The organism is Rothia sp. ND6WE1A, assembly GCF_001683935.1.
In the GTDB taxonomy this organism is placed as follows: domain Bacteria; phylum Actinomycetota; class Actinomycetes; order Actinomycetales; family Micrococcaceae; genus Rothia; species Rothia amarae.
The window spans coordinates 76,032-100,100 of sequence record NZ_LXTU01000051.1; the positions used below are offsets into that span (position 1 = coordinate 76,032).

The window sequence follows — 24,069 nt, forward strand, 5'->3', positions numbered from 1 at the left end:
AACAAACTTCTACCCACATACGTGAGATGCGAGCACGCTAGATGAGTGAACAAGGCGAAATTTTTGAACCTATCCCGCAAAATGTATCTGCAGGTACAGAGCACGTTACGTGCATCCTAGGCGCTCGCACACGCTACTGGGAGTATGGAAAACTTGACGGCACTCCCCTCGTTTTAGTGCACGGTTTTCGCGGCGACCACCACGGGTTAGAACTGATTACCCACTATCTCGCGCAGTTTAGAGTAATTGTTCCTGATTTGCCTGGGTTTGGAAAAAGCGATGCTCTCCCCGGCATCCAACATCATCTCTCAACCTATGCTGCTTGGTTAGATGAATTTCTGCACCATGTGGTGAAGCAAGAAACTATTTATCTGGTAGGCCATAGTTTTGGGTCCATAGTATGTAGCTACTTTGCCGCTAATAGACCCGAACGGATCCGTCGTCTTGCTCTGATTAATCCCATTAGCCAGCCTGCTCTGGAGGGCAACCAAAAGGTGTTGTCTCGTTTAGCTGATCTTTACTATTCAGCTGGAGAAAAACTTCCGGCCCCGTTAGGGTTCAGCCTTCTGAGGTCGTCCATTGTAACTATGCTTTCAAGCAAATTCATGGCCAAAAACAAGGATAAGAAACTCCAACGGTATATTGATGGTCAGCATCATGCCTACTTTGGAAACTTCACATCACGCCGGGCTCTGCTCGAAGCCTATCGAACTTCAGTGAGTGAAACAGCTGCCCGCTATGCCCCTTCAATTCTTATCCCAACTCTCATGATTGTGGCAGAAAAAGACGATCTGGGCACTCTAGAGACCCAGCATTCTATGGCTCAGAGCATCCCCCACTGCACCCTGAAAATCATCCCGCGGGTAGGGCACCTCATCCACTACGAAACCCCCCGACGCGCGGCCCACCTGATCTCAGATTTTTTTGAAGGAAACTCATGCGATTACTCATAGACGCACGCTACGTTCGCGTTGGATTTCACGACGGCATCAGCCGCTATACTGCTTCCCTCCTCCAAGCCCTATATGACCTCAAGCAAAAAGATCACCCCCTTACCCATGATATCGACATCGTCATGGCGGTGAGTGAAGACGGTCAACTGCAGATGCTCCCCCCTTTCCCCCATCTCAGACTGCACTCTCCCACAGGTGTACTCGAACCCTTCAGCGCGCTGATTCTCAACCGATATCGCCCCGATATAGTGTTTTCCCCCATGCAAACCATGGGTAGCTGGGGTAGAAAATTCAAGTTAGTCCTCACCCTCCACGACCTGATTTACTACTCTTATCCCCAACCACCCAGCTTTCTTCCCTTACCCGTGCAATGGGGCTGGCGCCTCTTCCATCAAACTTATTCTCCCCAGCGTTTTCTTCTCAACGGCGCCGACGCTGTCACCACGGTTTCCCACACCACCGCAGCACTGATTCGCACCCACCGGCTTACCCGCCGTCCTCTCTGGATCATCCCTAATGCTCCACAACAAGTAGAAACAGGAACACCCTTACCCCAGAGTCAACGAACTAAGAAACTCATCTATATGGGTTCTTTCATGCCCTACAAAAATGTAGAAACCCTTCTACAAGCCATGCATGAATTACCGGAGTACGAACTCCATCTCCTCTCAAAAATTCCTGCCGCCCGACAAACAGAACTAGAGCCGCTCACCGCACCAAACACCCACTTCCACCACGGTGTAACTGATGCTGAATATCGCCAACTTCTTCACGATAGTTTTGCACTCTTGACTGCATCCAAGGCAGAGGGCTACGGGTTGCCCGTCGTCGAAGCTCAATCGGCGGGGTGCCCCGTCGTCATCAGCGACATAGAAATATTCCAGGAAATCGCGCCTCACAGCCTTCGATTCGACACAGATAACCCTTACGGTCTCGTCAAAAAAATCAGAGAGCTTGAAAACCCCGACACCTACGCCAGCATCCAAAAGTTAGGACGACTCGACGCCGCTCAATACAGCTGGGAAGAATCGGCGCTAAAGTTATTGGGTCACCTCAAAAACGTGTAACACGATGGTTTACAAAATATCTAGACCATCGCATTTGATGTTGACCGGCTCCATCTTTAGTGCGGCATTTGACGCCCGGTGGGCCCGCAACGCGCCCGTTACTGTATCGCCCTGGGCGTAGCTGAAAAATAAAAGAGCCTGAAAACGGTCCTCATCTGAAAAATCATCTACTTCGATAGGACCGCGCTGGGTAACACCGGCTGGCATATTAAGAGTTTCTAAGAAGTGAATGATGCCCTTTTCAGTACCTGTAATGGTGGCGGTTCGTACAGCAGGGGGAAGCTTCAGTTCTGCTCGCTCATCTAATTCCCAGAGCGCAAATCGAGCTGGATCCCACCGTTTCAATGCCTCAACCGCAGGCGAATGGCTAGCAGTTATGACAACCTGACCCCCCTCAGCAAAGGAACGGGTCAACGCGGCCGCATTGAGCCACTTACGCAAAGCAACCTCAGGGGCGCGAAGGGAATCTCTTTGTAGCATCGAATCAGCATCGAGCAGAATGGTGGCAGCATATCCTCGCGGTGCAACTGGCTCAGCACCAGGAGTCGCAACAACTAACGCAGGATAATCCCCAATTTTTGCCACAACGTTTTCCCCGCTTGAAGAAATAACGGGAACATTGGGAAAGGCCCGTCCTAGTTCTTCAGCAGTTCTGATTGCCCCTGCCACATTGTGTCGAAATTGATCAAATCCACACTCCCCGCATTGCCAATGGCTGGCTAAGCGTCCGCACCACCCGCAGGCTGGCACTTGACCCTGACTATGGATAATCAATGGCCCATGACACTCACTACAGCGGGCTGCCATGCGGCATCTCTGGCAGGATAACGCCGGTAAATATCCGCTGCGGGAGACCTGAATCAATACCGGTCCCCGAGTGAGCCCATCTCGCGCTGTCTCAAAAGCCAAGTGAGGAATTCGCGCGGTTGCCGCCAAGGGATCCCGCGCTAGCTGATAATCGGAGCCAGTATCGACGACGCGCGGGGTGTGCTCGCGTACCACCTCACGCGGTGCTGCCAGAAAACTTGCCCATCGGCTTCTGACCAGACGCGCAGTTTCGCTACTCATGCTAAAGCCAGCAAACAGAGCTGCCGCCCGGTGCTCCGTAGCTCTGATCAGTAAAACATCGCGGGCATGGCAGTAAGGGGCTCTTTGCTCGATGAGGTTGGAGTCACCGTCGTCCCACATCATCACCAATCCCAAATTATCTACGGGCGCGTAGGCGGCAGATCGAGTGCCTAACACAACTGGTGTATTGCCCCATTTGACGTTCAGATATGCACGGTAGCGGTCCGTCGGCTTATCAGCTGAGGTAAGCCGCGCTATCAGTGATTGATCTATCCGTTGACTCACAGCAGTATAAAGTCGGTCTAAGTCTTTGATATTGGGAACTACTGCAACAACAGATTTGCCTTGGTGTGCAGTCTGTTGAATCGCAATTGCAAACAAATCTTCCCAGGAGCCTTCATCGTCCGCAGGCAAGACGGTCAAAACAGCCCGTGTGGGTGCGCCCTCCCCCAAATCTTCAATAAATTCGGGTCCACCCGTATAGTGGGAATAATTTTCTGGGTCTGCTGGCGGAGCAACCTCAGGGAGCGACTCGACTTTCTCCAAAGTTTTCTCCACGCTCGCGATACGTGGCGGAACCGCCAATCGAAGAACGTTCGACATCACATTGGCATAGCGTTCTGCCAGTCGCTCCGCTAAATCAAAGATATCCTCAGTGACTACAGAAATAGGGGAAACGACGTCGTCAATAAATTTCAGTCTACCCATAAATTTTGTGTGCTGAATTCTCCGGCGAATATATCCAGTGAGCTTTTGTTCTCCTAGATGAACGCGAACCCGCACACCGATTTGAGCACTCTCATCTAGTTCTAGAGGCACTAGGTAATCGAAATATCTATCTAGATGCGGAACATCTGTTTCTAGCAAGACCTGCGCCACGGGTAGCTCAGGTGCAACTGGACGACCACCAAAGCTCGAAGCGGGCTCCAACCCCTGAATCCCCTCAAACAAATCAGTTTGAAGGGATTCAAGGTTTTCGCTGTGAGTCATAGACCTATTTTAGCCATTAACAACGGAGAGTAAATCATCTTTTCGGTCTGTCCGCTCCCAGGTAAAGTTCGCATTTTCACGCCCAAAGTGACCGTTTGCCGCGGTTTGTGCGTAAATGGGGCGTCGCAAATCTAGATCTCGAATAATTGCCAGGGGGCGCAAGTCAAAGACTTCTCGGATAGCGTTCTCAATTTTTTCCGGAGCAACTTTTTCCGTGCCGAATGTTTCGACATACAACCCAACGGGTGATGCCTGCCCGATAGCATATGCAACCTGAACTTCTGCACGATCAGCCAATCCAGCTGCCACCACGTTCTTTGCCACCCAGCGCATTGCATAAGCAGCGGATCGGTCAACCTTAGAAGGGTCCTTACCAGAAAACGCGCCACCGCCGTGGCGGGAGAAACCGCCGTAGGTATCGACAATAATCTTACGACCGGTCAAACCGGCGTCACCCACAGGTCCTCCCTGAACAAATTGACCTGCGGGGTTAATGATGTATTTGGTGTGAGAGGTATCAAGGTCTAATCCATCAAGAACCGGAGAAATAACATGATTTCTGATATCGGTTTCAAGATCCCTCAAATCGTAATCGCGGACATGCTGAGTGGATACCACCACAGTGTCAACTGAAACGGGGCGGTCGCCGTCATATCCCAAGGTAACCTGAGTCTTGCCGTCTGGTCGTAGGCCTTCTAGCGAGCCATCCTTGCGAACGGAGGTCAGGCGTTCTGAGAGACGATGTGCTAGCCAGATAGGAGCTGGCATGAGAACATCTGTCTCATTCGACGCGTAGCCGAACATGATGCCCTGATCTCCTGCGCCCTGCTTATCCAGTTCGTCGTCGGATCCCTGTCGAATTTCCAAAGAATTGTATACGCCTGCGTTGATATCAGGAGACTGCTCGCCGATAGAGACGGAGACGCCACAGAACTCCCCGTCAAAACCATGGGTGGAGGAATTATAGCCAATATCTAAGATTGTTTGACGCACAATAGAAGGAATCTCTACATAAGCGTTAGTCGTTACTTCGCCAGCCACATGGACTTGACCGGTGGTAACCATTGTTTCCACGGCAACATTGGAATGAGGATCTTTTTCTAGGAGTGCGTCCAGAATAGAGTCCGAAATCTGGTCACAGATTTTATCGGGGTGTCCCTCTGTTACCGATTCACTGGTAAACAATCTTAAATGAGAGGTATTAGAAGAAGTCACGTATCTACTCTACTCGCTAACTCGCTGGGAAGAACTGGTCAAAGGTTCACTGAGATGCTGGGCCACCGCCAGCAACAGTTCTGAAGAAACTTCTTCCTTAGTTCCCTCACAATGAATCTCTTGATTATTAAATTTACTCAGGATAGTCAACGCATTACTATCAGTGCCGAACCCCGCATTGTTGCTGACGTCGTTGACGGCGAGAAAATCACAGCCTTTACGCACAAGCTTTTCTCGTCCGAGAGACAGATAACTCTTCTCCGCAGATCCTGTTTCTGCGGCGAACCCAACGATGACGGCTGGTTGTTGCTGTTTCTCCTGCTGACGTCGCACCACTATCTCACGCAGAATATCAGGGTTGCGAACCAGCTCGATGGTTGGAGCATCATTGGTATCGGCGTTTTTCTTTATCTTAAATTCTTCATAAGCAACCGGTCTGAAATCAGCTACTGCTGCTGCCATGATAAGAATGTCGGCATCTCGGGATAAATTCTCAACCTGATTTTTGAGTTCCAATCCAGTAGATACTCTGACCGTAGAAATATCTTCTGGAATATCAATATCAACATGTGCACAGATGAGTTTAACCTCTGCACCCATTCGTTGAGCCACTTGGGCAAGGGCTATCCCCTGCTTTCCCGATGACTTATTACCCAAGAACCTTACCGGATCAAGCGGCTCGCGGGTACCGCCTGCTGTAATAACAACACGCTTACCATCTAACGCTAAGGAATTGGGATCTGTCAGGGAAGAGAGTTCCCCACGTTGTTCGATTACTTCCAATGCGGCGGAGAAAATGTCTTCAGGTTCAGGCATCCTCCCCACGCCCGAATCAGGGCCGGTTAAGCGTCCATGCGCAGGTGGGATAATTTCATAACCAAAAGAGCGTAGTCTCTGCACATTTTCTTGCGTGGCTGGATGCTCCCACATCTGCGTGTGCATAGCAGGGGCCAAGATGACGGGAGCATGAGTTGTCAAAACCGTAGCAGTCAGTAAATCGTCTGCACGACCCTGCGCTAATCGAGACATTAAATCAGCGGTTGCAGGAGCGATGACCACTGCATCAGCTTCATCAGCTTGACGGACATGGTTTACATCCTCCACCCGCTCAAAAACTGAGGTGGAGACAGGATTCGAACTCAGAGCTTCCAGCGTGGGCTTACCAATGAACTGAAGAGCCGCTTCAGTGGGCATGGCGATTACTTCATGACCAGCTTTAGAGAATAAGCGAAGGAGCATCGTGGCTTTATAAGCCGCGATGCCCCCTCCAATACCAACTACAATACGCATCTTATCTGAGACGGTACGCTTACTCTGAAGCCTCTGCTGAAGGATCTACGTACTCAACCTCAGCAGCCGAACCAAATTCTTCAAGATAGAAATCACCGGCAAGGAAAGCCGAAGGTTCAGCATCATGAATCAAGTCGCCGTTTTCGTCGAACTTTCCATCAACAACATGGTGGTTCTGAATGAGACCTTCGTTGATTTCACGCATAGCAACGGAAAGCGACTTCTCATTGGGCTCGCTATCCACCAACGGACCAACATGATCAAATAGGTTGTCATGTAGCTGTGAGTAGTAAGCATTAATCTGGCGGGCACGACGAGCGCCAAAAATCACCAAACCATACTTGGACTCCGCCTTCTCGATGAGGGCATCCGCGCTGGGATTGATGATTCCTTCTTCATTGTGTGCGTTTGCCACGAATACTCCAATAAAAATTGATCACTGCATACTCTGATTTAAGCATGCACAAGACAAAGGACAAGTATATCGAACACTAGCTGTTTTTGCATTAAAAAACCTGTGCTCTCCAGGTGGGGAGAAGCACAGGTTTTTGTTTTAGGACCGAGATATACCCATGAGCTGAATAATTTGCTCAGCCGCTGTTGCGACGTCGTCGTTAATCACGGTGTGGTCAAATTCAGGTTCCGCAGCCAATTCAATTTTGGCAGTTTCTAAACGGGCCTCTTGTTCTTGGGCTGATTCGGTACCTCTTCCCACGAGGCGATTCACGAGTTCATTCCAACTAGGAGGAGCAAGGAAAATGAGGTTTGCTTCAGGCATGTTATTGCGAATTTGCCGGGCACCTTGCAAGTCAATTTCCAACAACACTGGACGGTTCGCTTCCAATGCCCTGTTGACCATAGACCGCATCGTGCCGTATCGATAGCTGTTATGAACCTGAGCCCATTCAAGCATTTGGCGATTCTCCACCATCGAATCGAATTCCTCATCCGATACAAAGTAATAGTGAACGCCTTCTTCTTCCCCCGGTCGCGGATCGCGTGTGGTGGCTGAAACTGAGAACCAAACTTCGGGATAATGCTCCCGAATATATTGAGAGACGGTTCCCTTGCCGACTGCTGTGGGGCCTGCCAGCACCGTCAATTGATTCTTTATTTCAGTCACGTATATCGCCTACCGTTCTAGATAATCAATGAGTGCGCGGCGCTGGTGAACACCTAGTCCACGCAGGCGGCGCGATGTTGCAATATTCAACTCCCGCAGAATTGCCTCTGCGCGAACTTCCCCGATGCTGGGCAGAGCCATCAGCAAATCGGTTACTTTGAGTCTACTCACTGCTTCATCAGAATCGGAACGCTCAAGAACTTCAGAGATGGTGATTTTACGATTCTTGATGGAATCTTTTACTTCTGCGCGGATAGTGCGTGCAACTTTTGCTTTTTCGCGAGCTGCTGCGCGTTCTTCTTCGGTGAGTGGGCGAAGTGCCATTTTTATTCCCCTTTGTAGGTATAAGCGAAGTGATTAATAGGTGCGAACCTTTCCGAAAACAAATGTGGAACGTACCCTTAGGAACGTTCCACATTGCCTATCGGTTAGCTTTAATCTAACACTTAGGGGGACATAGTTTTTTGTATTACTTGTGAGTAACTACTTTGTTTGTACTAACCAATTCAGAATTCAATCAAATAAACGACGACGCCATATTGAAGTGTCAGCTATTAGATTTCAATAAGTCCGAATTTGCTAATTCGATCGAATCAATGAGAGCTTCAACACATGGACCGTGTCGTAGGATTCCACGGCTTGAATTGACCAAAATCTGGCTCTCACTACCGTGAAAAGTAGCGAATAGCGACGCCGCACTTGCTCCTTGAGCACCATAGCCAGGTGCCAAAATAGGTCCGTTGAATTGAGATAAATCAATCTCCAGCTCACGCAGGGCTTCCCCCACCGTGGCGCCTACAACCAATCCGCAAGAGCCCATTGTTTCGAATCCTTGCCGTGAGTTTTCTTCCGTAGCGGCTTCGATGATTTGTTTGGCGACTGAATTAGTCTGCCCTACATGCTGAATGGTTTTACCCTCGGGATTAGAAGTCAGAGCTAATACAAAAGTACCTTTATCATGCTGCTGCGCTAGGTCTAATGCAGGGCGAAGAGACTCGAAACCCAAATAAGGGCTGAGAGTCACTGAATCAGTGGAAAGAGGGCTTCTCTCCCCCAGCCAGGTATCTGCATAGGCAGACATGGTAGATCCGATATCTCCCCTCTTTGCATCGGCAATCATCAAGATATTCAGTTGTCGCGCTTCAGCCAGCACCTCTTCCAAGACTTTAAAACCCTCTGAACCATGTCGTTCAAAAAGCGCTACCTGAGGCTTGACTGCAGCGACCCGTCCCCGAGCGGCGTCCAAGATCTTTTCCGAGAAAGTTGCCAGAGCTGCAGGGGTATCTTCCAGCCCCCACTGCTGCAACAATCCAGGGTGGGGATCGATGCCCACGCATAACTGCCCCGATGACTTCATTGCCTGAGCTAGCCGATCCCCAAAACCTAGATTCGTGTTCATAATTAGCCACGTGCCTTCTGAGCGTCGAGTAAGGAAGATTCATGTTGCTGGAGGCTCATGACTTCCCAGCTCGGCTCACGCATTGCCTGTATACCCTGTACCGCTGCGCCAAATTCGGACACGGTGGTTACAATCGGGACACCCAAGGAAGTGGCTGCTGCTCGAATCTCATAGCCATCTCCTCGCGCCTGTCCGCCTCCGCTAGGCGAATTGAGAATCAACGCGATTTCTCCGGCATTAATCATGTCTACAATAGATTTCTCACCGTTCTGGGTTTCTTGAATCTTAGGAACAACAGTGGAAGAAATGCCATTACGACGCAGCACATCGGCAGTCCCCCCGGTAGAAACAATTTCAAACCCAAGATTCTCTAGCATGCGCACGTAAATAATAGAACTGCGCTTATCCTTGTTGGCAACCGAAACAAATACTTTACCTTCGGTGGGAAGGGGCGCTCCAATGGCTGCCTCCGCTTTAGCAAAAGCAGCGTCGAAGTTGCGGTGCAAGCCCATAACTTCGCCCGTCGAACGCATCTCTGGGCTCAGCAGGGAATCCACAACGATGCCTTCTGGAGTGCGGAAACGGCTGAAGGGCAGAACAGCTTCTTTGACCGCGATGGCGGTCTCTGCAGGCAACGAAGCGCCGTCCATTGCCGTGGGCAGAATGCCTTCTTTTTTCAGATCAGTAATAGTCTTACCCGTTCCGATGAGAGCGGCCGCCTTAGCCATTTGTACGCCCGTTGCCTTCGAAACAAAAGGAACGGTGCGTGATGCACGGGGATTCGCCTCAATTACGTAGAGAATATCCGACTGAAGAGCAAACTGGATATTGATGAGACCCTTGACGCCAACACCTTGAGCAATTTTGAATGTAGCATCCTTGACTCGATCGATGACGTCGGGAGCCAATGTAATCGGTGGCAGTGTACATGCAGAGTCGCCTGAGTGAATGCCAGCTTCTTCGATGTGCTCCATGACGCCGCCAAGGTACATCTCTTCGCCGTCGTAGAGTGCGTCTACGTCAATTTCGATGGCGTCCTCAAGGAACTTATCGATGAGCGCAGGTTGCGAGGGAGAAACCTCGGTTGCATTTTCTAAATAGCGTGCGAGCTGTTCTTCCTCATACACAATTTCCATTCCGCGACCGCCCAACACATAGGACGGGCGAACTAGTACGGGGTAGCCAATTTCATCCGCAATACGCTTCGCGTTCTCGAAAGTATAGGCAGTCCCGTTCTTGGGCGAGAGAAGATTTGCATTTTCCAGCACACGGGAGAATTCACCGCGATCTTCGGCAAGATCAATAGCTTCAGGGGTGGTGCCAAGAATCGGAATTCCTGCGTCCTTCAAAGCCTGGGCAAGCTTCAACGGAGTCTGACCACCTAGCTGTACGAAGACACCCAGGAGACCGCCGGTTCGACGTTCAGCTTCTACAATTTCCAGAACATCCTCAAGGGTGAGCGGCTCAAAGTACAGGCGAGTTGAAATGTCGTAGTCGGTCGAAACTGTTTCGGGATTGCAGTTAACCATGACAGTTTCATAGCCTGCCTGGCGCAGCACCATGGAGGCATGCACACAGGAATAATCAAATTCAATACCCTGGCCGATGCGGTTCGGACCGGAACCCAGAATCATGATTGAAGGCTTTTCGTGTTCTGCGACTTCATCTTCTAAGTCATATGAAGAGTAGTGATAGGGCGTGAAAGCTTCGAATTCTGCTGCACAGGTATCCACAGTCTTGAAGACTGGGCGGATATTAAGTGCATGACGAATACCGCGGACTACTTCTTCGCTGTGTCCGCAAATCTCGCCGATTTGTGCATCAGAGAACCCGTGGCGCTTAGCCAGATGTAGCGAACTTTCGTCGAGAGAGCCCTGAGTGATTTCTTCAGCGACTTCGTTCAGAAGCTGTAGCTGATCGATAAACCAGGGATCAATCTTTGTTGCTTCATGAATTTGTTCGAGAGTCGCTCCCGCCAGCAACGCGCGCTGTACCTGGTGAATACGCTCGGTGGTAGGGACTTTCATCGCTTCGAGCAACTCATTAATCTGATCCGCTGAAAGATTCTCCTTCTTGAAAGAGAAAGATGATCCCTTCTGCTCCAGCGATCGCATTGCTTTTTGAAGTGCCTCAGTGAAGTTACGGCCCATTGCCATCGCTTCGCCTACAGACTTCATAGTGGTAGTCAACGTAGAGTCAGCCGCGGGGAATTTCTCGAAAGCGAAGCGGGGAACCTTCACGACGACGTAGTCGAGGGTTGGCTCGAAGGACGCCGGTGTCTTCTGGGTGATATCGTTGGGAATTTCATCCAGAGTGTAACCCAAAGACAGTTTGGTAGCGATTTTTGCAATCGGGAAACCAGTGGCTTTCGATGCTAGCGCGGACGAGCGAGATACACGAGGGTTCATTTCAATAACAATGATGCGCCCGGTCTGTGGGTCAACCGCGAACTGGATGTTGCATCCACCAGTGTCCACGCCGACTTCACGAATAACGTTGATAGAAATATCGCGTAGCTTCTGATATTCGCGATCGGTCAGAGTGAGTGCAGGTGCTACGGTGATGGAATCGCCTGTATGCACGCCCACAGGGTCGAAGTTCTCGATAGAGCAGACAACTACCACGTTGTCGTTCTTATCGCGCATCATTTCCAGTTCGTATTCTTTCCATCCGAGGATGGATTCCTCAAGCAGAACCTCGCTGGTGGGGCTGTACTGGATACCCGCGCCGGCAATGCGGTAAAGGTCTTCTTCGTTGTAGGCAAGACCTGAGCCGAGACCACCCATGGTAAAGGATGGGCGAACAACCATGGGGTATCCGAGGATTTCAGCAGCCTTCAACGCCTCTTCCATCGAGTGCACAATTTCAGATCGCGCGGATTCGCCGCCGGCACGTTCTACTACGCCTTTGAAGGCTTCGCGGTTTTCGCCGAGGTTGATAGCCTCAATGTTTGCTCCGATAAGCTCTACGTTGTACTTTTCCAGCACACCTGCGGCATCAAGTTCGATGGCTGCGTTCAATGCAGTCTGGCCGCCGAGGGTTGGCAGGATAGCGTCGGGCTTTTCCTCGGCGATGATCTTCTCGATAACCTCGGGAATGATGGGTTCGATGTAGGTTGCATCGGCGAACTCGGGGTCAGTCATGATGGTCGCGGGATTCGAGTTGACGAGAATGACGCGCACGCCTTCTTCTTTCAACACTCGTAGTGCCTGCGTACCAGAGTAATCAAACTCTGCTGCCTGTCCAATAACAATCGGGCCGGAACCAATTACCAGAACGGAATTGAGATCTTTTCTGCGTGGCATAATCTATTATTTCCTTCGTTCGTCTTAGTTCTTGTGCTCGAGCATGAGGTCTACAAAGCGGTCAAAAAGGTAGGCCGCATCGTGCGGTCCCGCTGCAGCTTCTGGGTGGTACTGAACGGAAAATGCAGGAATGTCGAGGCAACGGAGTCCTTCCACCACGTTGTCGTTGAGCCCGATGTGGGAAACTTCCACCCGGCCAAATTCATTCTGGGGAGCCTCTGTAGGACCATCCAAAGGAGCATCCACTGCGAAGCCGTGATTCTGAGCGGTAATTTCTACCTTATTGGTGGTGCGGTCCATCACCGGTTGGTTGATTCCACGGTGACCAAATTTGAGCTTATATGTACCGAATCCTAAGGCTCTGCCAAGAATCTGGTTGCCAAAGCAAATACCGAAGAATGGCAGTTTTTCTCTGAGAACATCCTGAAGGAGTTCTACTTGCTCATCTGCGGTAGCCGGATCACCAGGACCATTTGAGATGAAGAAACCATCAGGATTAATCGCCCGAATATCTTCGATAGTGCTGGTAGCTGGCAAAACATGGACGCGCACGCCACGTTCAGCAAATCGCTTGGGAGTCATTGCTTTGATGCCCAAATCAAGAGCTGCAAGTTCTGCTACAACAGGCTTATCCCAGCCCCAATCCGCTGGTTCAACAACTTCGGTCTGTGAAATAGAAACCGATTCCGCTAGCTTGCGCCCGGCCATGGGCTCAGAAGCCTTAACCTTTTCTACCAGATCAGCTATGGGGCGATTAGCCTCTTCCCCACCGAAGATACCTGCACGCAGGGAACCAACATCACGCAAATGGCGGGTCAATGCGCGTGTATCAATCCCCCGGATGCCAACAACGCCCTGCTCTACTAGATGGTCGTCGAGAGAAAGTTCGGAGCGCCAGTTTGAAGGACGACGTGCGGCGTCCCGCACCACATAACCAGCTACCCAAATTTTGCGAGATTCTGCATCTTCAGCGTTCACGCCAGTGTTACCAATGTGAGGGGCCGTTTGCACGATGATTTGCCCAGCATACGAAGGGTCCGTCAATGTTTCTTGGTAGCCGGTCATGCCCGTTGAAAATACGGCTTCACCAAGGGTAGTCCCCTGAGCACCGTAGGAACGGCCACGAAAGGCTGTGCCATCTTCAAGTACCAAGACGGCGTCGTTACGCTGAGCGGTTTTGTTGGTCATCATAATGTCCTAACTGAAAGTCAGCAGCAATAGCTGTTCTGTCTAAGAATGGGGAAGTACGGTAAACGCATCAGGAGCAAGATCAAGAATCATGCGCTGAGCTGTTTTTTTGTCTTCTGAGAATTGAGTGCGAAACGCCGAGTCCACCGGGTGGTTCCCAAATAACCAGCTCACGACTAGGAGCCCGTCTTTTTCCACGAATTTTCCGTTAACACCGGATTCCGTTCGGACACCTTGAATCTCTGAGGCAGAGAGATAAATGTCTTGGGCTCCATCACGAGAAATAATGAGACCGTCATCAAAAATGAAGAGTTGACCGGCTGATTTCACGCCGAGACTTTCAACAGAAACACGTTCTAGCCAATCGCCTTCTAGAGTTGTACACACATAGGTTCCAGGAAACACTGCGAGAGGATTTTTCTCATCGTATTGCAGAGGAACTTCTGAGAGTTTCCCCCAGCTTTTCTGACTTTTCTGGCGGTTACTCCATCCCCGTTTCATGAGCGCAATCACCAAGAAAATGATGGCGATGCAGATGAGGGTTGGTATTAGTTTGCTTCCCAAACTCTGTATCCTATCGCTGGGTATGCGGGGTTGCTAGTGCACCGTCAAGAACTGTGGGGTGTCCTTCAAAGAAGGTTGCCCGGACGGCACCGGGAACATGCATACTCCGGTAGGGATTATTTTTACCCTTAGTTGCCTGTTCCTGAGGATTGATAATCCGCTCTGCATGAGGATCTATCAGCACAATGTTTGCAGGTTCACCTTCTGCAAGTGGACGCCCTTGATCGGAAGCTAAACCGATTTCGGCTGGTTTAGAGCTCATAATTTCTGCAACTCGAGACCATGAAATGAGCCCTGTATCTACCAGAGTTTTTTGCACGATTGAAAGTGCCTGCTCGAGCCCTGTCATGCCGTTGGCTGCGCATGCCCATTCGCAGTCCTTAGCCTCAAGTGGATGCGGGGCATGATCCGTGCCAATGATATCGATGATGCCCTCAGCTACTGCCCGGCGCAGAGCCATTACATCTTCCTCTGTGCGAAGAGGAGGATTTACCTTATAGACCGGATCATATGTACGCACCAGTTCATCAGTTAGCAGGAGATGGTGCGGGGTAACTTCTGCGGTGACGTTGATTCCCCGTTCCTTGGCCCAACGTACAATTTCTACCGAGCCCTTTGTTGAAAGGTGGCAAATATGGAGGCGGGAGTTCACATGTTCTGCGAGTAAGACGTCGCGTGCGATGATGGATTCTTCGGCGACGGCAGGCCAGCCAGCTAAGCCAAGTTCTGCAGAAACTTTGCCTTCATTCATTTGAGCATTTTCAGTGAGGCGGGGTTCCTGTGCATGCTGGGCAATCACGCCATTAAAGGTCTTCACATATTCAAGAGCCCGGCGCATCAGGGCTGGATCCCATACGCACATGCCGTCATCGGAGAACACTCGAACCTGGGCACGGGAATCGGCCATAGCTCCCATCTCAGAGAGTTTTTCACCTTTGAGACCTTGAGTAACAGCGCCGATTGGCTGCACTTTCACCCATCCGGAATCTTTGCCCAACTCAAGAACCTGTTCGACCACACCAGCAGTATCAGCAACAGGTTTTGAATTTGCCATGGCAAAGACTGCGGTATAACCGCCCAAAGCCGCTGCTTGTGTACCGGTTTCGACTGTCTCTGCATCTTCTTGACCAGGCTCACGAAGATGTGTATGCAAATCCACTAGGCCTGGAAGCGCTATGAGCCCCTCGCCATCCATGACGGTTGCGTCATGGGCTTCCAGTGAAGATGCGATACGTGCAATTTTTCCGTCTTCAATGAAGATATCGGAGGTATTTTCACCGAGAATTGAAACGTTTTTGATGAGGTATTTTGAAGTCATCATTAGCTCTTTCAGCATTTAGTGGGTTTGAAAATCTGCGGAAGAACCGCCGGTCATCAAGAGATAAAGGGCAGCCATTCGTACGGATACACCGTTGTTAACCTGCCGGAGAACCCAAGATTGCTGGGAATCAGCAGCAATCGAAGAAATTTCTAATCCACGATTCATGGGACCAGGATGCAAAATTGCGGTCTCTTGTTTCGATTTATCCAGCGTTCTGAATCGTTCAGGGGTAAGACCCCACAAACGTGAATATTCTTCAACGCTCGGAAAGAATGCTGCATTCATGCGTTCCATCTGGATGCGGAGCAACATGACTGCGTCCAGATCTGTTTCCATTGCTTCATCGAAACTATAGAAGACCTCGCAAGGCCAGTCTTCAACTCCGATAGGTAGCAAAGTTGGAGGGGCCACGAAAACTACTTCAGCGCCCAAGGTATGCAGCAACCACATGTTTGAGCGTGCAACGCGCGAATGCAGAATATCTCCCACGATTGCTACCCGCATGCCCTCCAGCGTTGATCCTCTTGTCGGAATGCCAGTGACCGATTCTCTGAATTGACGCAAAGTCATTGCGTCCAAGAGCGCCTGCGTGGGGTGGGCATGAGTTCCGTCGCCAGCGTTAAGAATTGGAACGTCAATCCATCCTGCTTCAGCTAAACGCTGCGGAGCTCCTGACGCACTATGGCGCACTACCACCGCATCAGCGTTGATAGCTGCTAGAGTCTGCGCAGTGTCCTTCAGGGATTCGCCCTTAGAGACCGAAGACCCTTTAGCAGCAAAATTAATAATGTCTGCCGAAAGACGCTTCTCAGCTGTTTCAAAGGAAAGACGGGTTCGAGTGGAGTCCTCAAAGAAGAGATTAACGACGGTCCGACCTTGCAAAGCTGGAAGTTTTTTGACGGTCCTCGTGCCAACTTCCCGCATGTAATCGGCAGTATCAAGAATATTGAGAGCATCCTCTAGAGAAAGATCTCGGGTGTCTAAAAGATGTTTCATGGTCTACTCCCCCGCCTTCTCAGCTTGCATAATTTCAACTCGATCTTCAACGTTGGGGGTATCGCCAAGATAAACCTTTACTTTTTCATCTGAAGATGTGGGTAGGTTCTTACCGACGAAGTCTGCTCGGATTGGTAATTCACGATGACCACGATCTACTAACACAGCAAGACGCACAATATCGGGGCGTCCATAGTCTTTCAATGCATCTAGAGCTGCTCGTATTGTACGACCGGAATACAAGACGTCGTCCACCAGCACAATTTTTTTACCATCGATTCCAACAGCAGGAAGCTGAGTGGGCTCAGGAGAACGACCGGGAATCTTCAGCAGGTCGTCTCTATACATCGTGATATCTAACTGCCCCAGGCATTGGGAAGCAGAAAAAGAAGAATCTGCCTGGGCTATTTTTTCAGCCAAACGCTGAGCGAGCGGGTACCCCTTGCGGAGAATACCCATCAGAATTATGTCTTCGCTGCCTTTATTCGCCTCAAGAATTTCATGGGCAATGCGTGTCAGCGCACGGTTGATGTCGGCTTCATTGAGTATGATGCGAGCCTTCTGCTCTGTATTACTCATATGCCGGCCTCCTTCCCCGCCTCACAGGACGGATTTAAAGGTTGCTTGCTCAATTCAATAATTTACCACGCCCCAACCCCGATGAAACCACCGACTGGCGATATGGCGTACCTGCTCATGGCAAAAATGGAGTAACGCTTTGATGCGCTACTCCATTTAATCTATGCAAGCAAAGTTGGTTTAACCTGACGCAAACGATCCAGCAAACCGTTAACAAACTTAGGTGAATCATCTGTTGAAAGAGTTCTGACCAAACCTGTTGCTTCTGAAATAGCAACAGGATCAGGAACCTCGTCGTTAAACAATAATTCCCATGTTCCCAAACGGAGAGCTACCCGGTCTACGCTAGGCATACGATCCATCGTCCAACCCTGCGAATAGGTTTCAATATATTCGCGAATTTCTTCATCATGGTCACGTACACCGCGCACCATCTGTTCAGAATAAGCTGAGATTTGAGCCGAAGTGTACATACGACGGCGAACGAGTACATCCATGATGTCGTCGTTTCTTTGTTCAGCTTCGAACAATACTTCAAGTGCCCGAAGGCGTGCTTTTGTCCGTGAGTTCACAGTATCCTAATTAGTCGTTGACGCGACCGAGATATTCACCGGTGCGAGTATCTACTTTGACTTTGGTGCCAGTTTCCAGGAACAAAGGAACCTGAATCTGAGCGCCGGTTTCAACAGTCGCAGGCTTGGTGCCACCGGTTGAGCGGTCGCCCTGTAGTCCCGGCTCGGTGTAAGTAATTTCCAAAACAACAGAAGCAGGAAGCTCAATGTAGAGGGGCAATCCTTCGTGCAATGCAATAGTTGCCATCTGTGATTCGAGCATGTAGTTAGCAGCATCGCCTACAACAGTGCTGGGAACATTAATCTGATCGTAGGTCTTGTTGTCCATGAAGACATAGTCGTCGCCGTCCTGGTAAAGGTACTGGTAGTCAGAGCGATCAACGGTTGCGGTCTCAATCTTTGCACCAGCGTTGAAAGTCTTATCAACTACTTTGCCGGAGGTAACGTTGCGCATCTTAGTGCGAACGAAGGCGCCACCTTTACCGGGCTTCACATGCTGGAATTCGATGATTGACCAGAGATTACCGTCAATCTTCAAGACGGTTCCGTTTTTAATATCGTTGGTAGTAGCCAACCGACTCTCCTATGTTTGGAATTTTCAAGTATCAAAAGATTCTTTGCCATTGTAACGCGAATAGCCGGCTCAAGGCAGAAAATATGTTTTATAGTACAGCGATAATCTGTGGTCTGTGATTCACAAGTTATTCTGAAATTTCTTGGAAGGTAGCAAAGAGAATAGATTCATCGGGCACTTCATAGATACGCGGTTTCCCAATTTCTTCTAAGACAACAAATCGCAACAGGTTGCCTCTTGTTTTTTTATCTCGACGCATGGTCTCCAAAAGTTGCGCCCATTTATCTGCGCGGTAGGTAGTGGGTAATCCTAATGAAGCGCAAATCTCTCGGGTGCGGTCTACAGTTTTCTCGTTCAAATATCCCGCAGCCAGACTGAGCTCGGCGGCAAAAACCATACCTACTGCTACTGCAGCTCCATGACGCCACTGGTAGCGTTCAGCATGTTCGATGGCGTGACCGAGGGTATGCCCGTAATTGAGGAACTCCCTGCGACCGGTTTCCTTCAAATCCTCTGAAACTACCTCAGCCTTAACTCGAATAGAGCGCTCAATGAGTTCGCGCACTACCTCAGATTGTGAGTCGCGAACTTTTTCTGGGTTATTTTCAATGAGATCAAGAATCTTAGAATCCGCGATAAACCCACATTTGATGACCTCAGCCATACCCGTGAGCAACTCATTTTCCGGCAATGTTCGTAAAGTTCCCAGTTCGCAGAGGACAGCAAGCGGAGGATAGAAAGTGCCGACAAGGTTTTTGCCCTCCGCCGTATTTATAGCGGTCTTTCCCCCGACCGCAGCATCCACCATCCCCAGCAAAGTTGTCGGGATATGAATAACCTTCACACCTCGCATCCACGTGGACGCTACGAATCCTGCCAAGTCGCTGACGGCGCCACCTCCTACAGAAATGACCGCGTCGGTTCTAGTGAAATCGTTCTGGCCGAGCACCTGCCAGCAAAAACCTGCCACCTGAAGATGCTTACCTTCTTCAGCGTCGGGGATTTCAGCACTAAAAGACTCATATCCTGCAGAACGTAAATCTTCCATCACGAGTTCGCCGGTAGACCGTAAAGCCCTGGGATGAATCACCAAAATCTTTTTTACCCGATGCCCCAGAATGCTCGGTAGCTGTGGTAACAGATTATCACCCACGAGAACGTCGTAATGTTCCGATGGCTGTTTACCAGAAACATGGATGGTGGTGGGTGCAGAATTTTCACTCATTGATATCTTCCTCAGAACGTTCTTTCTGCAAAAACTCATAAAGTTCCGCAGCCATCTCAGTTATGGGTCGCCCACCCCGAGCATCCAGAATATAGCTTGCAAGCTCTTCATAACGGTGGGCGCGTTGCTCAAAAATCTCTGACCACTTCTGAACCGGATGGGGTTGAAGCAGCGGTCTATTCTTATTGTGTTCAATACGTGGACGAACAGTTTCAGCATCTACCTGAATATAAACAACCTGTTCACCGCGAAGTAGACGTGCTACTGCATCGGACATAGGAGCGCCTCCTCCTAATGAAAAAACACAGTTTCTAAAATGAGGCGAGGTCAATACTTCAGAGATAACTTCGGCTTCTACCTTCCGAAAAAACTCTTCTCCTCTTTCCTCAAAAATTTCAGAAATAGGACCGTATTTTTCAACAATCAGGTGGTCAGCGTCCACAAAGGAAAACCCGTAAAAGCGGGCAAAATGCGTACCAATATACGACTTACCTGCCGCCATGGGACCAATGATAATAAGAGGGCGTTTCTTTTCTAGATAATCCTCTTGGACTTCTCTTACCTTCTGGGGATCAGGCAAGTCTCGTGAAGATAAATTAGCCTGCCCGCGGGGAATCTCGGGCTCCATGTTTTAACGATCCCAACCAGTCACATTGGATTCCCACGCAAGTTCTTCAGGAATTGCTTGAAGGTAGGTATCCATATTCCGTCGCGTTTCAGCAATGGAATCTCCCCCAAACTTTTCCAGAGCGGCCTCAGCCAAAACAAGACAAACCATAGCTTCAGCAACTACCCCTGCAGCTGGTACTGCACAAACATCGGATCGTTGATGGTGGGCACGTGCAGGTTCACCAGTGTTGGTATCGATAGTTTTTAGAGCCTTGGGAACGGTAGCGATAGGCTTCATGGCTGCGCGAACACGGAGAAGATCGCCGATAGACATGCCCCCTTCAATACCACCTGCACGATTAGAATCTCTTTTGACGCCGTCGGGACCAACACTTATTTCATCGTGAGCACCCGTACCCGGACGACGAGCAGTGAGGAAGCCGTCCCCTACTTCGACGCCCTTAATAGCTTGGATACCCATCAGGGAAGCCGCTAGACGGGCATCTAGTCTACGATCCCAATGGACATATGACCCCAGCCCAGGAGGCAATCCGTATGCAAGAACCTCAACGACACCACCAAGGGTTTCGCCATCCTTGTGCGCCTTATCAATAGTTTCAACCATCCGCTCTGAAGTTGTTACATCAAAGCAACGCAAAGGATCTTGATCTAAGTAATCAACATCAGACGGCAGGGGGCGAGGAGCATCAGATGGCGCTTCGACGTCAGCAATCGCAGTGGTGTGGCTGACAGTTGAGATACCGAGTTCTCTCAGTACCTGTGCCGCGACAACACCCAAAGCTACGCGAGTAGCAGTTTCACGTGCCGAAGCCCGTTCTAAAACAGGTCGTGCCTCATCAAATCCGTATTTTTGCATACCAGCAAAATCTGCATGTCCCGGTCGAGGACGGGTCAAAGCAGCGTTGCGGGCACGGCCCTCTAGTTTTTCCTGGTCTACCGGGTCGGCGCTCATGACGTCCACCCATTTGGGCCATTCGGTATTCGCGATTTCTATGGCGATTGGACCACCCATAGTTTTACCATGACGCACTCCACCCAAGATGCGAACTTTATCCTCTTCAAACTTCATGCGCGCCCCACGACCGTAGCCCAGGCGTCGTCGAGCAAGAGCATCTCGAACCATCTGAGAAGTAAGTTCAACACCGGCAGGTACACCTTCGATGATGCCAACCAAAGCCTCACCGTGGGATTCGCCAGATGTCAGCCAACGCAACATAAGTGGGATTCCTTCTCGTCAAATGGGTGCATAGCGCACTACTGTTTTAAATAGCCTACAAAGAATCCTCTAGAAACCAAACTTTAGGTTCAATCCATGAGGAGTTAGAGGCTAGATATTGAAGCCTCAGGATCAATAGCCCAGGTTCTCAACCGATCTCTGGGTGGAATCGAAATTGAGTCGCACATTGCGTTCATCATTTCTAGTTCATGGGGAAGCTTCTGAGAGGGGGTACCACCAATGAATAACTTAATCTGATCAATTGCTTGATAGAGAAGCATATCTTTGCCTGATACAACTGAGCCCCCTAACTCATTCCATTGAAGAGCGAGTGCAGATGGCCAGGGATCATACGACACATCTAACAAATCACCTTCAAGCACATTCGTTAATTGAGGCACCCACGAATCTGCTGCACCAGCAGGCAGAGTAGAAATGACGGTAGCATATTGGGAGGCCAGGCAAGGGAAGTATTCCAGAGGGAAAACATCTAATTTAATGTCGAGTGAATCAGCAATAGGTATTAAGGACTGAGCCTTCACCTGATTCCGCACATACATATCTACTTGCCGGGAACCTAGCACCCTCAACGCGGCTAATGCTGATGCCGCGGTATTTCCGCCCCCCAAAATAGCTCGAGGAACCTGCGAGGACCTTTGTGCTCCTGCCCAATCTAAAGCATTAAGGATTCCCGCGACATCGGTGTTATGACCATATGAAATAGGTTGTCCCTTTTCTTCACGCCAATACACCGTGTTGATTGCACCAATAGCCTGAGCAAAATCTCCTACCCTGTCTACATAGTTAAAAACTGCTTTTTTCAGTGGCATGGTAACGGAGTAACCGCGGATATTTAACTGTGCTGGGACTGTGCCGAAGCGATGTGCTATATCAGATTCGGCGGTTTCCCAGCGCGCATAGTCAATAGGTACATCCAAGAAACTGTACGCTGCCTGATGCAATAAGGGTGAGAGCGAGTGTTGGATCGGTTGACCCAACACAAACGCTCTCCCCCGAATGATGTTTTCGTTTCCCCTAGGCACACTTACCTTCATTGTGAGAACACCATTTCTCATACTCATCCACATTTTGGAGGTGTTCTGCGTAGGTTTTAGCAAACTTGGTTTCACCGGTCACCGTATTGACGGTCACCCAGAAGTAGTAATCATTCTTTTCTGGATTCGATGCAGCCTTGATAGCAGCATTCGCAGGTGAACCGATGGGGCCTACAGGCAGTCCCTTGTAGTAGAAGGTGTTGTACTTATTAGATGCATCGTTCTTCTGCTCCGTTGAGATCTGGAAGGTCTTCTTACCCAAGCCATAAGCAACGGTGGCATCGGACTGAATATAACCGCTGGTTTCACCCTCGGGATTATTCATACGGTTCTCGATGGCACCAGCAATCGCCGGATAGTCTTTCTCCAGACCTTCGAATTCGAGGATTGATGCAACAGTCAGAACATGGAAAATACGATCGTCGCCCTCCACGCCTTCTTCTTTAAGAACGTCATTCGTCTTATCTACTAACGTCTGAATAATTTGCTCTGCGGAGGCATCCTTTTCAAAGTAGTACTCTCCAGGGTGCAACCAGCCCTCAAGAGACGGGAACTTAGATGGAATCCCAAATTTTTCAGGATGCTGATCTAAATCTTTAAACTCTTGAACCGAAATACCAGTAGCCTTTGATATTGCCTCATAAGTTTCGCTCGAACGCCAGGTCTGGTTGATAGCAACATAGTTCTTATTTGCCTGATCCAGATTCAGCAACGAATGCAAGGCAGCTTCTGAGCTCATTTCCTTTTCGAGCTGGTACTCACCGGGCTGAATAAACTGTTCTTTGCCCATCTGATTGTATTCTTCGAGGAATCGACCCGCATCAGCAATCACGCCGTCTGCCTCTAGATCCGTGGCAATCTGAACGTTCGTTGCGCCGTCGGGCACAACATAGCTAACAGTGGTTCCGTTGCCGTCACCGCGATAGTCCTTGCGTTTGAACCACCCCTGCTGAGGAGCAAGGATTGCCACAATCATCACCAGTGCAACAGAAAAAACCAAAATTGCGGTAATAAGAGTATTTCGACGGCGCGCTTTAAGGCGACGACGCTCCTCTTGGGTGTATTCATCGTGCTCAACAGAGAGCCCTAGAATACCCTCGCGCTGGTCTTCGTCATTCGAATTGAGAAGCATTCTAAGGTTCTCGGGTTCCTGCGGGCGGCGCTTTGATGAATCGCTCAACTCGGGTTCTCCGTATCCTGTTCGTCGCCAGCAGTTACATGTGCTGAATCGGCGTCTTGTATAGCTAAACTCGGGTCAATCTCAACCTTATACCCAGCTACATTTTGACCAGCTTTTAGCGAATCAACTGCAAATTGCAAAATATTGATTGCTGCAACCTGATCTACCATAGTTTTGAAATCTCGGGTGCTGACCCCTGCTTCGTGCAGCGAACGGTGGGCACTTACCGTGGTAAGACGCTCATCTACTAACCACACAGGGATAGTGATTCCCTCCTCATATAGCTCGTGTACCAAGGCTTGCGCGTAGGTTTTTGCCATTTCGGTGGAAGGGCTCTCGCCACCACGCATAGTGCGGGGTAAACCGACGAATACTTCCGTTACTTCGTTAACTCTTATCAGAGTACGAAGAACTTTACGATCCGAATTCTTTTTAGCATCGCGTCGGAGAGTCTTCAGCGGGGTGGCGAGAATTCCATCAGGGTCGCACTTTGCGACGCCGACGCGGGCATTTCCCACATCGACCCCCAAACGTACACCTCGAGTAAAAGCCACAGTTT

General features: G+C 49.9%; 23 protein-coding genes. 2 read left to right on the forward strand and 21 right to left on the reverse strand.

Features of this window, described 5'->3' with window-relative positions; translation table 11 throughout:
- Window positions 1-41: 41 nt before the first annotated feature.
- Both A7E48_RS06605 and A7E48_RS06610 read left to right on the forward strand, forming a co-directional pair.
- Window positions 42-953 carry an alpha/beta fold hydrolase gene (locus A7E48_RS06605; protein ID WP_068171157.1) on the forward strand — a complete coding sequence of 304 codons (912 nt, stop codon included), beginning with the start codon at window positions 42-44 and terminating at the stop codon, window positions 951-953.
- Window positions 938-2,020: a glycosyltransferase family 1 protein gene (locus A7E48_RS06610; protein WP_068171160.1), complete on the forward strand. Its 1,083-nt coding sequence runs from the start codon at window positions 938-940 to the stop codon at window positions 2,018-2,020. Before A7E48_RS06605 ends, A7E48_RS06610 begins: the two co-directional genes overlap by 16 nt.
- A gap of 9 nt (window positions 2,021-2,029) precedes the next feature.
- Here the strand turns inward: A7E48_RS06610 and A7E48_RS06615 are convergent, their stop codons facing one another.
- From A7E48_RS06615 to ruvX, 21 genes are all read right to left on the reverse strand, one after another.
- Window positions 2,030-4,078, reverse strand: a complete 2,049-nt coding sequence (locus A7E48_RS06615) for a primosomal protein N' (protein WP_068171163.1) — start codon at window positions 4,076-4,078, stop codon at window positions 2,030-2,032.
- 9 nt (window positions 4,079-4,087) lie between these two features.
- Entirely contained in the window at window positions 4,088-5,293 is a 1,206-nt protein-coding gene (gene metK, locus A7E48_RS06620) for a methionine adenosyltransferase (protein WP_068171172.1), read from the reverse strand.
- Window positions 5,294-5,302: 9 nt separating this feature from the next.
- Entirely contained in the window at window positions 5,303-6,583 is a 1,281-nt protein-coding gene (gene coaBC, locus A7E48_RS06625; RefSeq protein ID WP_068171173.1) for a bifunctional phosphopantothenoylcysteine decarboxylase/phosphopantothenate--cysteine ligase CoaBC, read from the reverse strand.
- Window positions 6,584-6,602: 19 nt separating this feature from the next.
- Window positions 6,603-6,998, reverse strand: coding sequence for a DNA-directed RNA polymerase subunit omega (gene rpoZ, locus A7E48_RS10795; protein ID WP_083147249.1), 396 nt, complete (start codon window positions 6,996-6,998; stop codon window positions 6,603-6,605).
- Between the two features lie 138 nt (window positions 6,999-7,136).
- On the reverse strand, window positions 7,137-7,706 hold the full coding sequence (gmk, locus tag A7E48_RS06635) for a guanylate kinase (RefSeq protein WP_233126014.1): 570 nt from the start codon (window positions 7,704-7,706) through the stop codon (window positions 7,137-7,139).
- Between the two features lie 9 nt (window positions 7,707-7,715).
- Complete coding sequence (gene mihF, locus A7E48_RS06640; RefSeq protein ID WP_068171176.1) at window positions 7,716-8,030, reverse strand: integration host factor, actinobacterial type; 315 nt, start codon at window positions 8,028-8,030, stop codon at window positions 7,716-7,718.
- A gap of 223 nt (window positions 8,031-8,253) precedes the next feature.
- The gene (gene pyrF / locus A7E48_RS06645) at window positions 8,254-9,105 is read right to left on the reverse strand and encodes an orotidine-5'-phosphate decarboxylase (RefSeq protein ID WP_068171179.1); all 852 of its coding nucleotides are present in this window, start codon (window positions 9,103-9,105) and stop codon (window positions 8,254-8,256) included.
- Window positions 9,106-9,107: 2 nt separating this feature from the next.
- The gene (gene carB / locus A7E48_RS06650) at window positions 9,108-12,410 is read right to left on the reverse strand and encodes a carbamoyl-phosphate synthase large subunit (protein WP_068171182.1); all 3,303 of its coding nucleotides are present in this window, start codon (window positions 12,408-12,410) and stop codon (window positions 9,108-9,110) included.
- Window positions 12,411-12,434: 24 nt separating this feature from the next.
- The gene (gene carA / locus A7E48_RS06655; RefSeq protein ID WP_068171183.1) at window positions 12,435-13,598 is read right to left on the reverse strand and encodes a glutamine-hydrolyzing carbamoyl-phosphate synthase small subunit; all 1,164 of its coding nucleotides are present in this window, start codon (window positions 13,596-13,598) and stop codon (window positions 12,435-12,437) included.
- A gap of 42 nt (window positions 13,599-13,640) precedes the next feature.
- Window positions 13,641-14,162, reverse strand: a complete 522-nt coding sequence (locus A7E48_RS06660) for a hypothetical protein (protein ID WP_083147250.1) — start codon at window positions 14,160-14,162, stop codon at window positions 13,641-13,643.
- A gap of 10 nt (window positions 14,163-14,172) precedes the next feature.
- On the reverse strand, window positions 14,173-15,483 hold the full coding sequence (locus A7E48_RS06665; protein ID WP_068171186.1) for a dihydroorotase: 1,311 nt from the start codon (window positions 15,481-15,483) through the stop codon (window positions 14,173-14,175).
- A 15-nt stretch (window positions 15,484-15,498) separates the two neighbouring features.
- Entirely contained in the window at window positions 15,499-16,479 is a 981-nt protein-coding gene (locus A7E48_RS06670; RefSeq protein WP_068171188.1) for an aspartate carbamoyltransferase catalytic subunit, read from the reverse strand.
- 3 nt (window positions 16,480-16,482) lie between these two features.
- The gene (gene pyrR / locus A7E48_RS06675; protein WP_068171191.1) at window positions 16,483-17,058 is read right to left on the reverse strand and encodes a bifunctional pyr operon transcriptional regulator/uracil phosphoribosyltransferase PyrR; all 576 of its coding nucleotides are present in this window, start codon (window positions 17,056-17,058) and stop codon (window positions 16,483-16,485) included.
- Window positions 17,059-17,219: 161 nt separating this feature from the next.
- Complete coding sequence (gene nusB / locus A7E48_RS06680; protein ID WP_068171192.1) at window positions 17,220-17,630, reverse strand: transcription antitermination factor NusB; 411 nt, start codon at window positions 17,628-17,630, stop codon at window positions 17,220-17,222.
- A 10-nt stretch (window positions 17,631-17,640) separates the two neighbouring features.
- Window positions 17,641-18,204 (reverse strand): elongation factor P, encoded by a 564-nt coding sequence (gene efp / locus A7E48_RS06685; protein WP_068171196.1) that lies wholly within the window; start codon window positions 18,202-18,204, stop codon window positions 17,641-17,643.
- Between the two features lie 127 nt (window positions 18,205-18,331).
- Window positions 18,332-19,429, reverse strand: a complete 1,098-nt coding sequence (gene aroB / locus A7E48_RS06690; protein ID WP_068171199.1) for a 3-dehydroquinate synthase — start codon at window positions 19,427-19,429, stop codon at window positions 18,332-18,334.
- Window positions 19,422-20,009, reverse strand: a complete 588-nt coding sequence (locus A7E48_RS06695) for a shikimate kinase (protein WP_233126015.1) — start codon at window positions 20,007-20,009, stop codon at window positions 19,422-19,424. The genes aroB and A7E48_RS06695 overlap by 8 nt, the downstream gene beginning before the upstream one ends.
- Before the next feature lie 51 nt (window positions 20,010-20,060).
- Window positions 20,061-21,275: a chorismate synthase gene (gene aroC, locus A7E48_RS06700; RefSeq protein WP_068171201.1), complete on the reverse strand. Its 1,215-nt coding sequence runs from the start codon at window positions 21,273-21,275 to the stop codon at window positions 20,061-20,063.
- A gap of 104 nt (window positions 21,276-21,379) precedes the next feature.
- Window positions 21,380-22,276, reverse strand: coding sequence for a shikimate dehydrogenase (locus A7E48_RS06705; RefSeq protein ID WP_233126016.1), 897 nt, complete (start codon window positions 22,274-22,276; stop codon window positions 21,380-21,382).
- Window positions 22,277-22,310: 34 nt separating this feature from the next.
- The gene (mltG, locus tag A7E48_RS06710; RefSeq protein WP_233126017.1) at window positions 22,311-23,510 is read right to left on the reverse strand and encodes an endolytic transglycosylase MltG; all 1,200 of its coding nucleotides are present in this window, start codon (window positions 23,508-23,510) and stop codon (window positions 22,311-22,313) included.
- The gene (gene ruvX / locus A7E48_RS06715) at window positions 23,507-24,064 is read right to left on the reverse strand and encodes a Holliday junction resolvase RuvX (protein WP_083147252.1); all 558 of its coding nucleotides are present in this window, start codon (window positions 24,062-24,064) and stop codon (window positions 23,507-23,509) included. The genes mltG and ruvX overlap by 4 nt, the downstream gene beginning before the upstream one ends.
- Window positions 24,065-24,069: the final 5 nt, after the last annotated feature.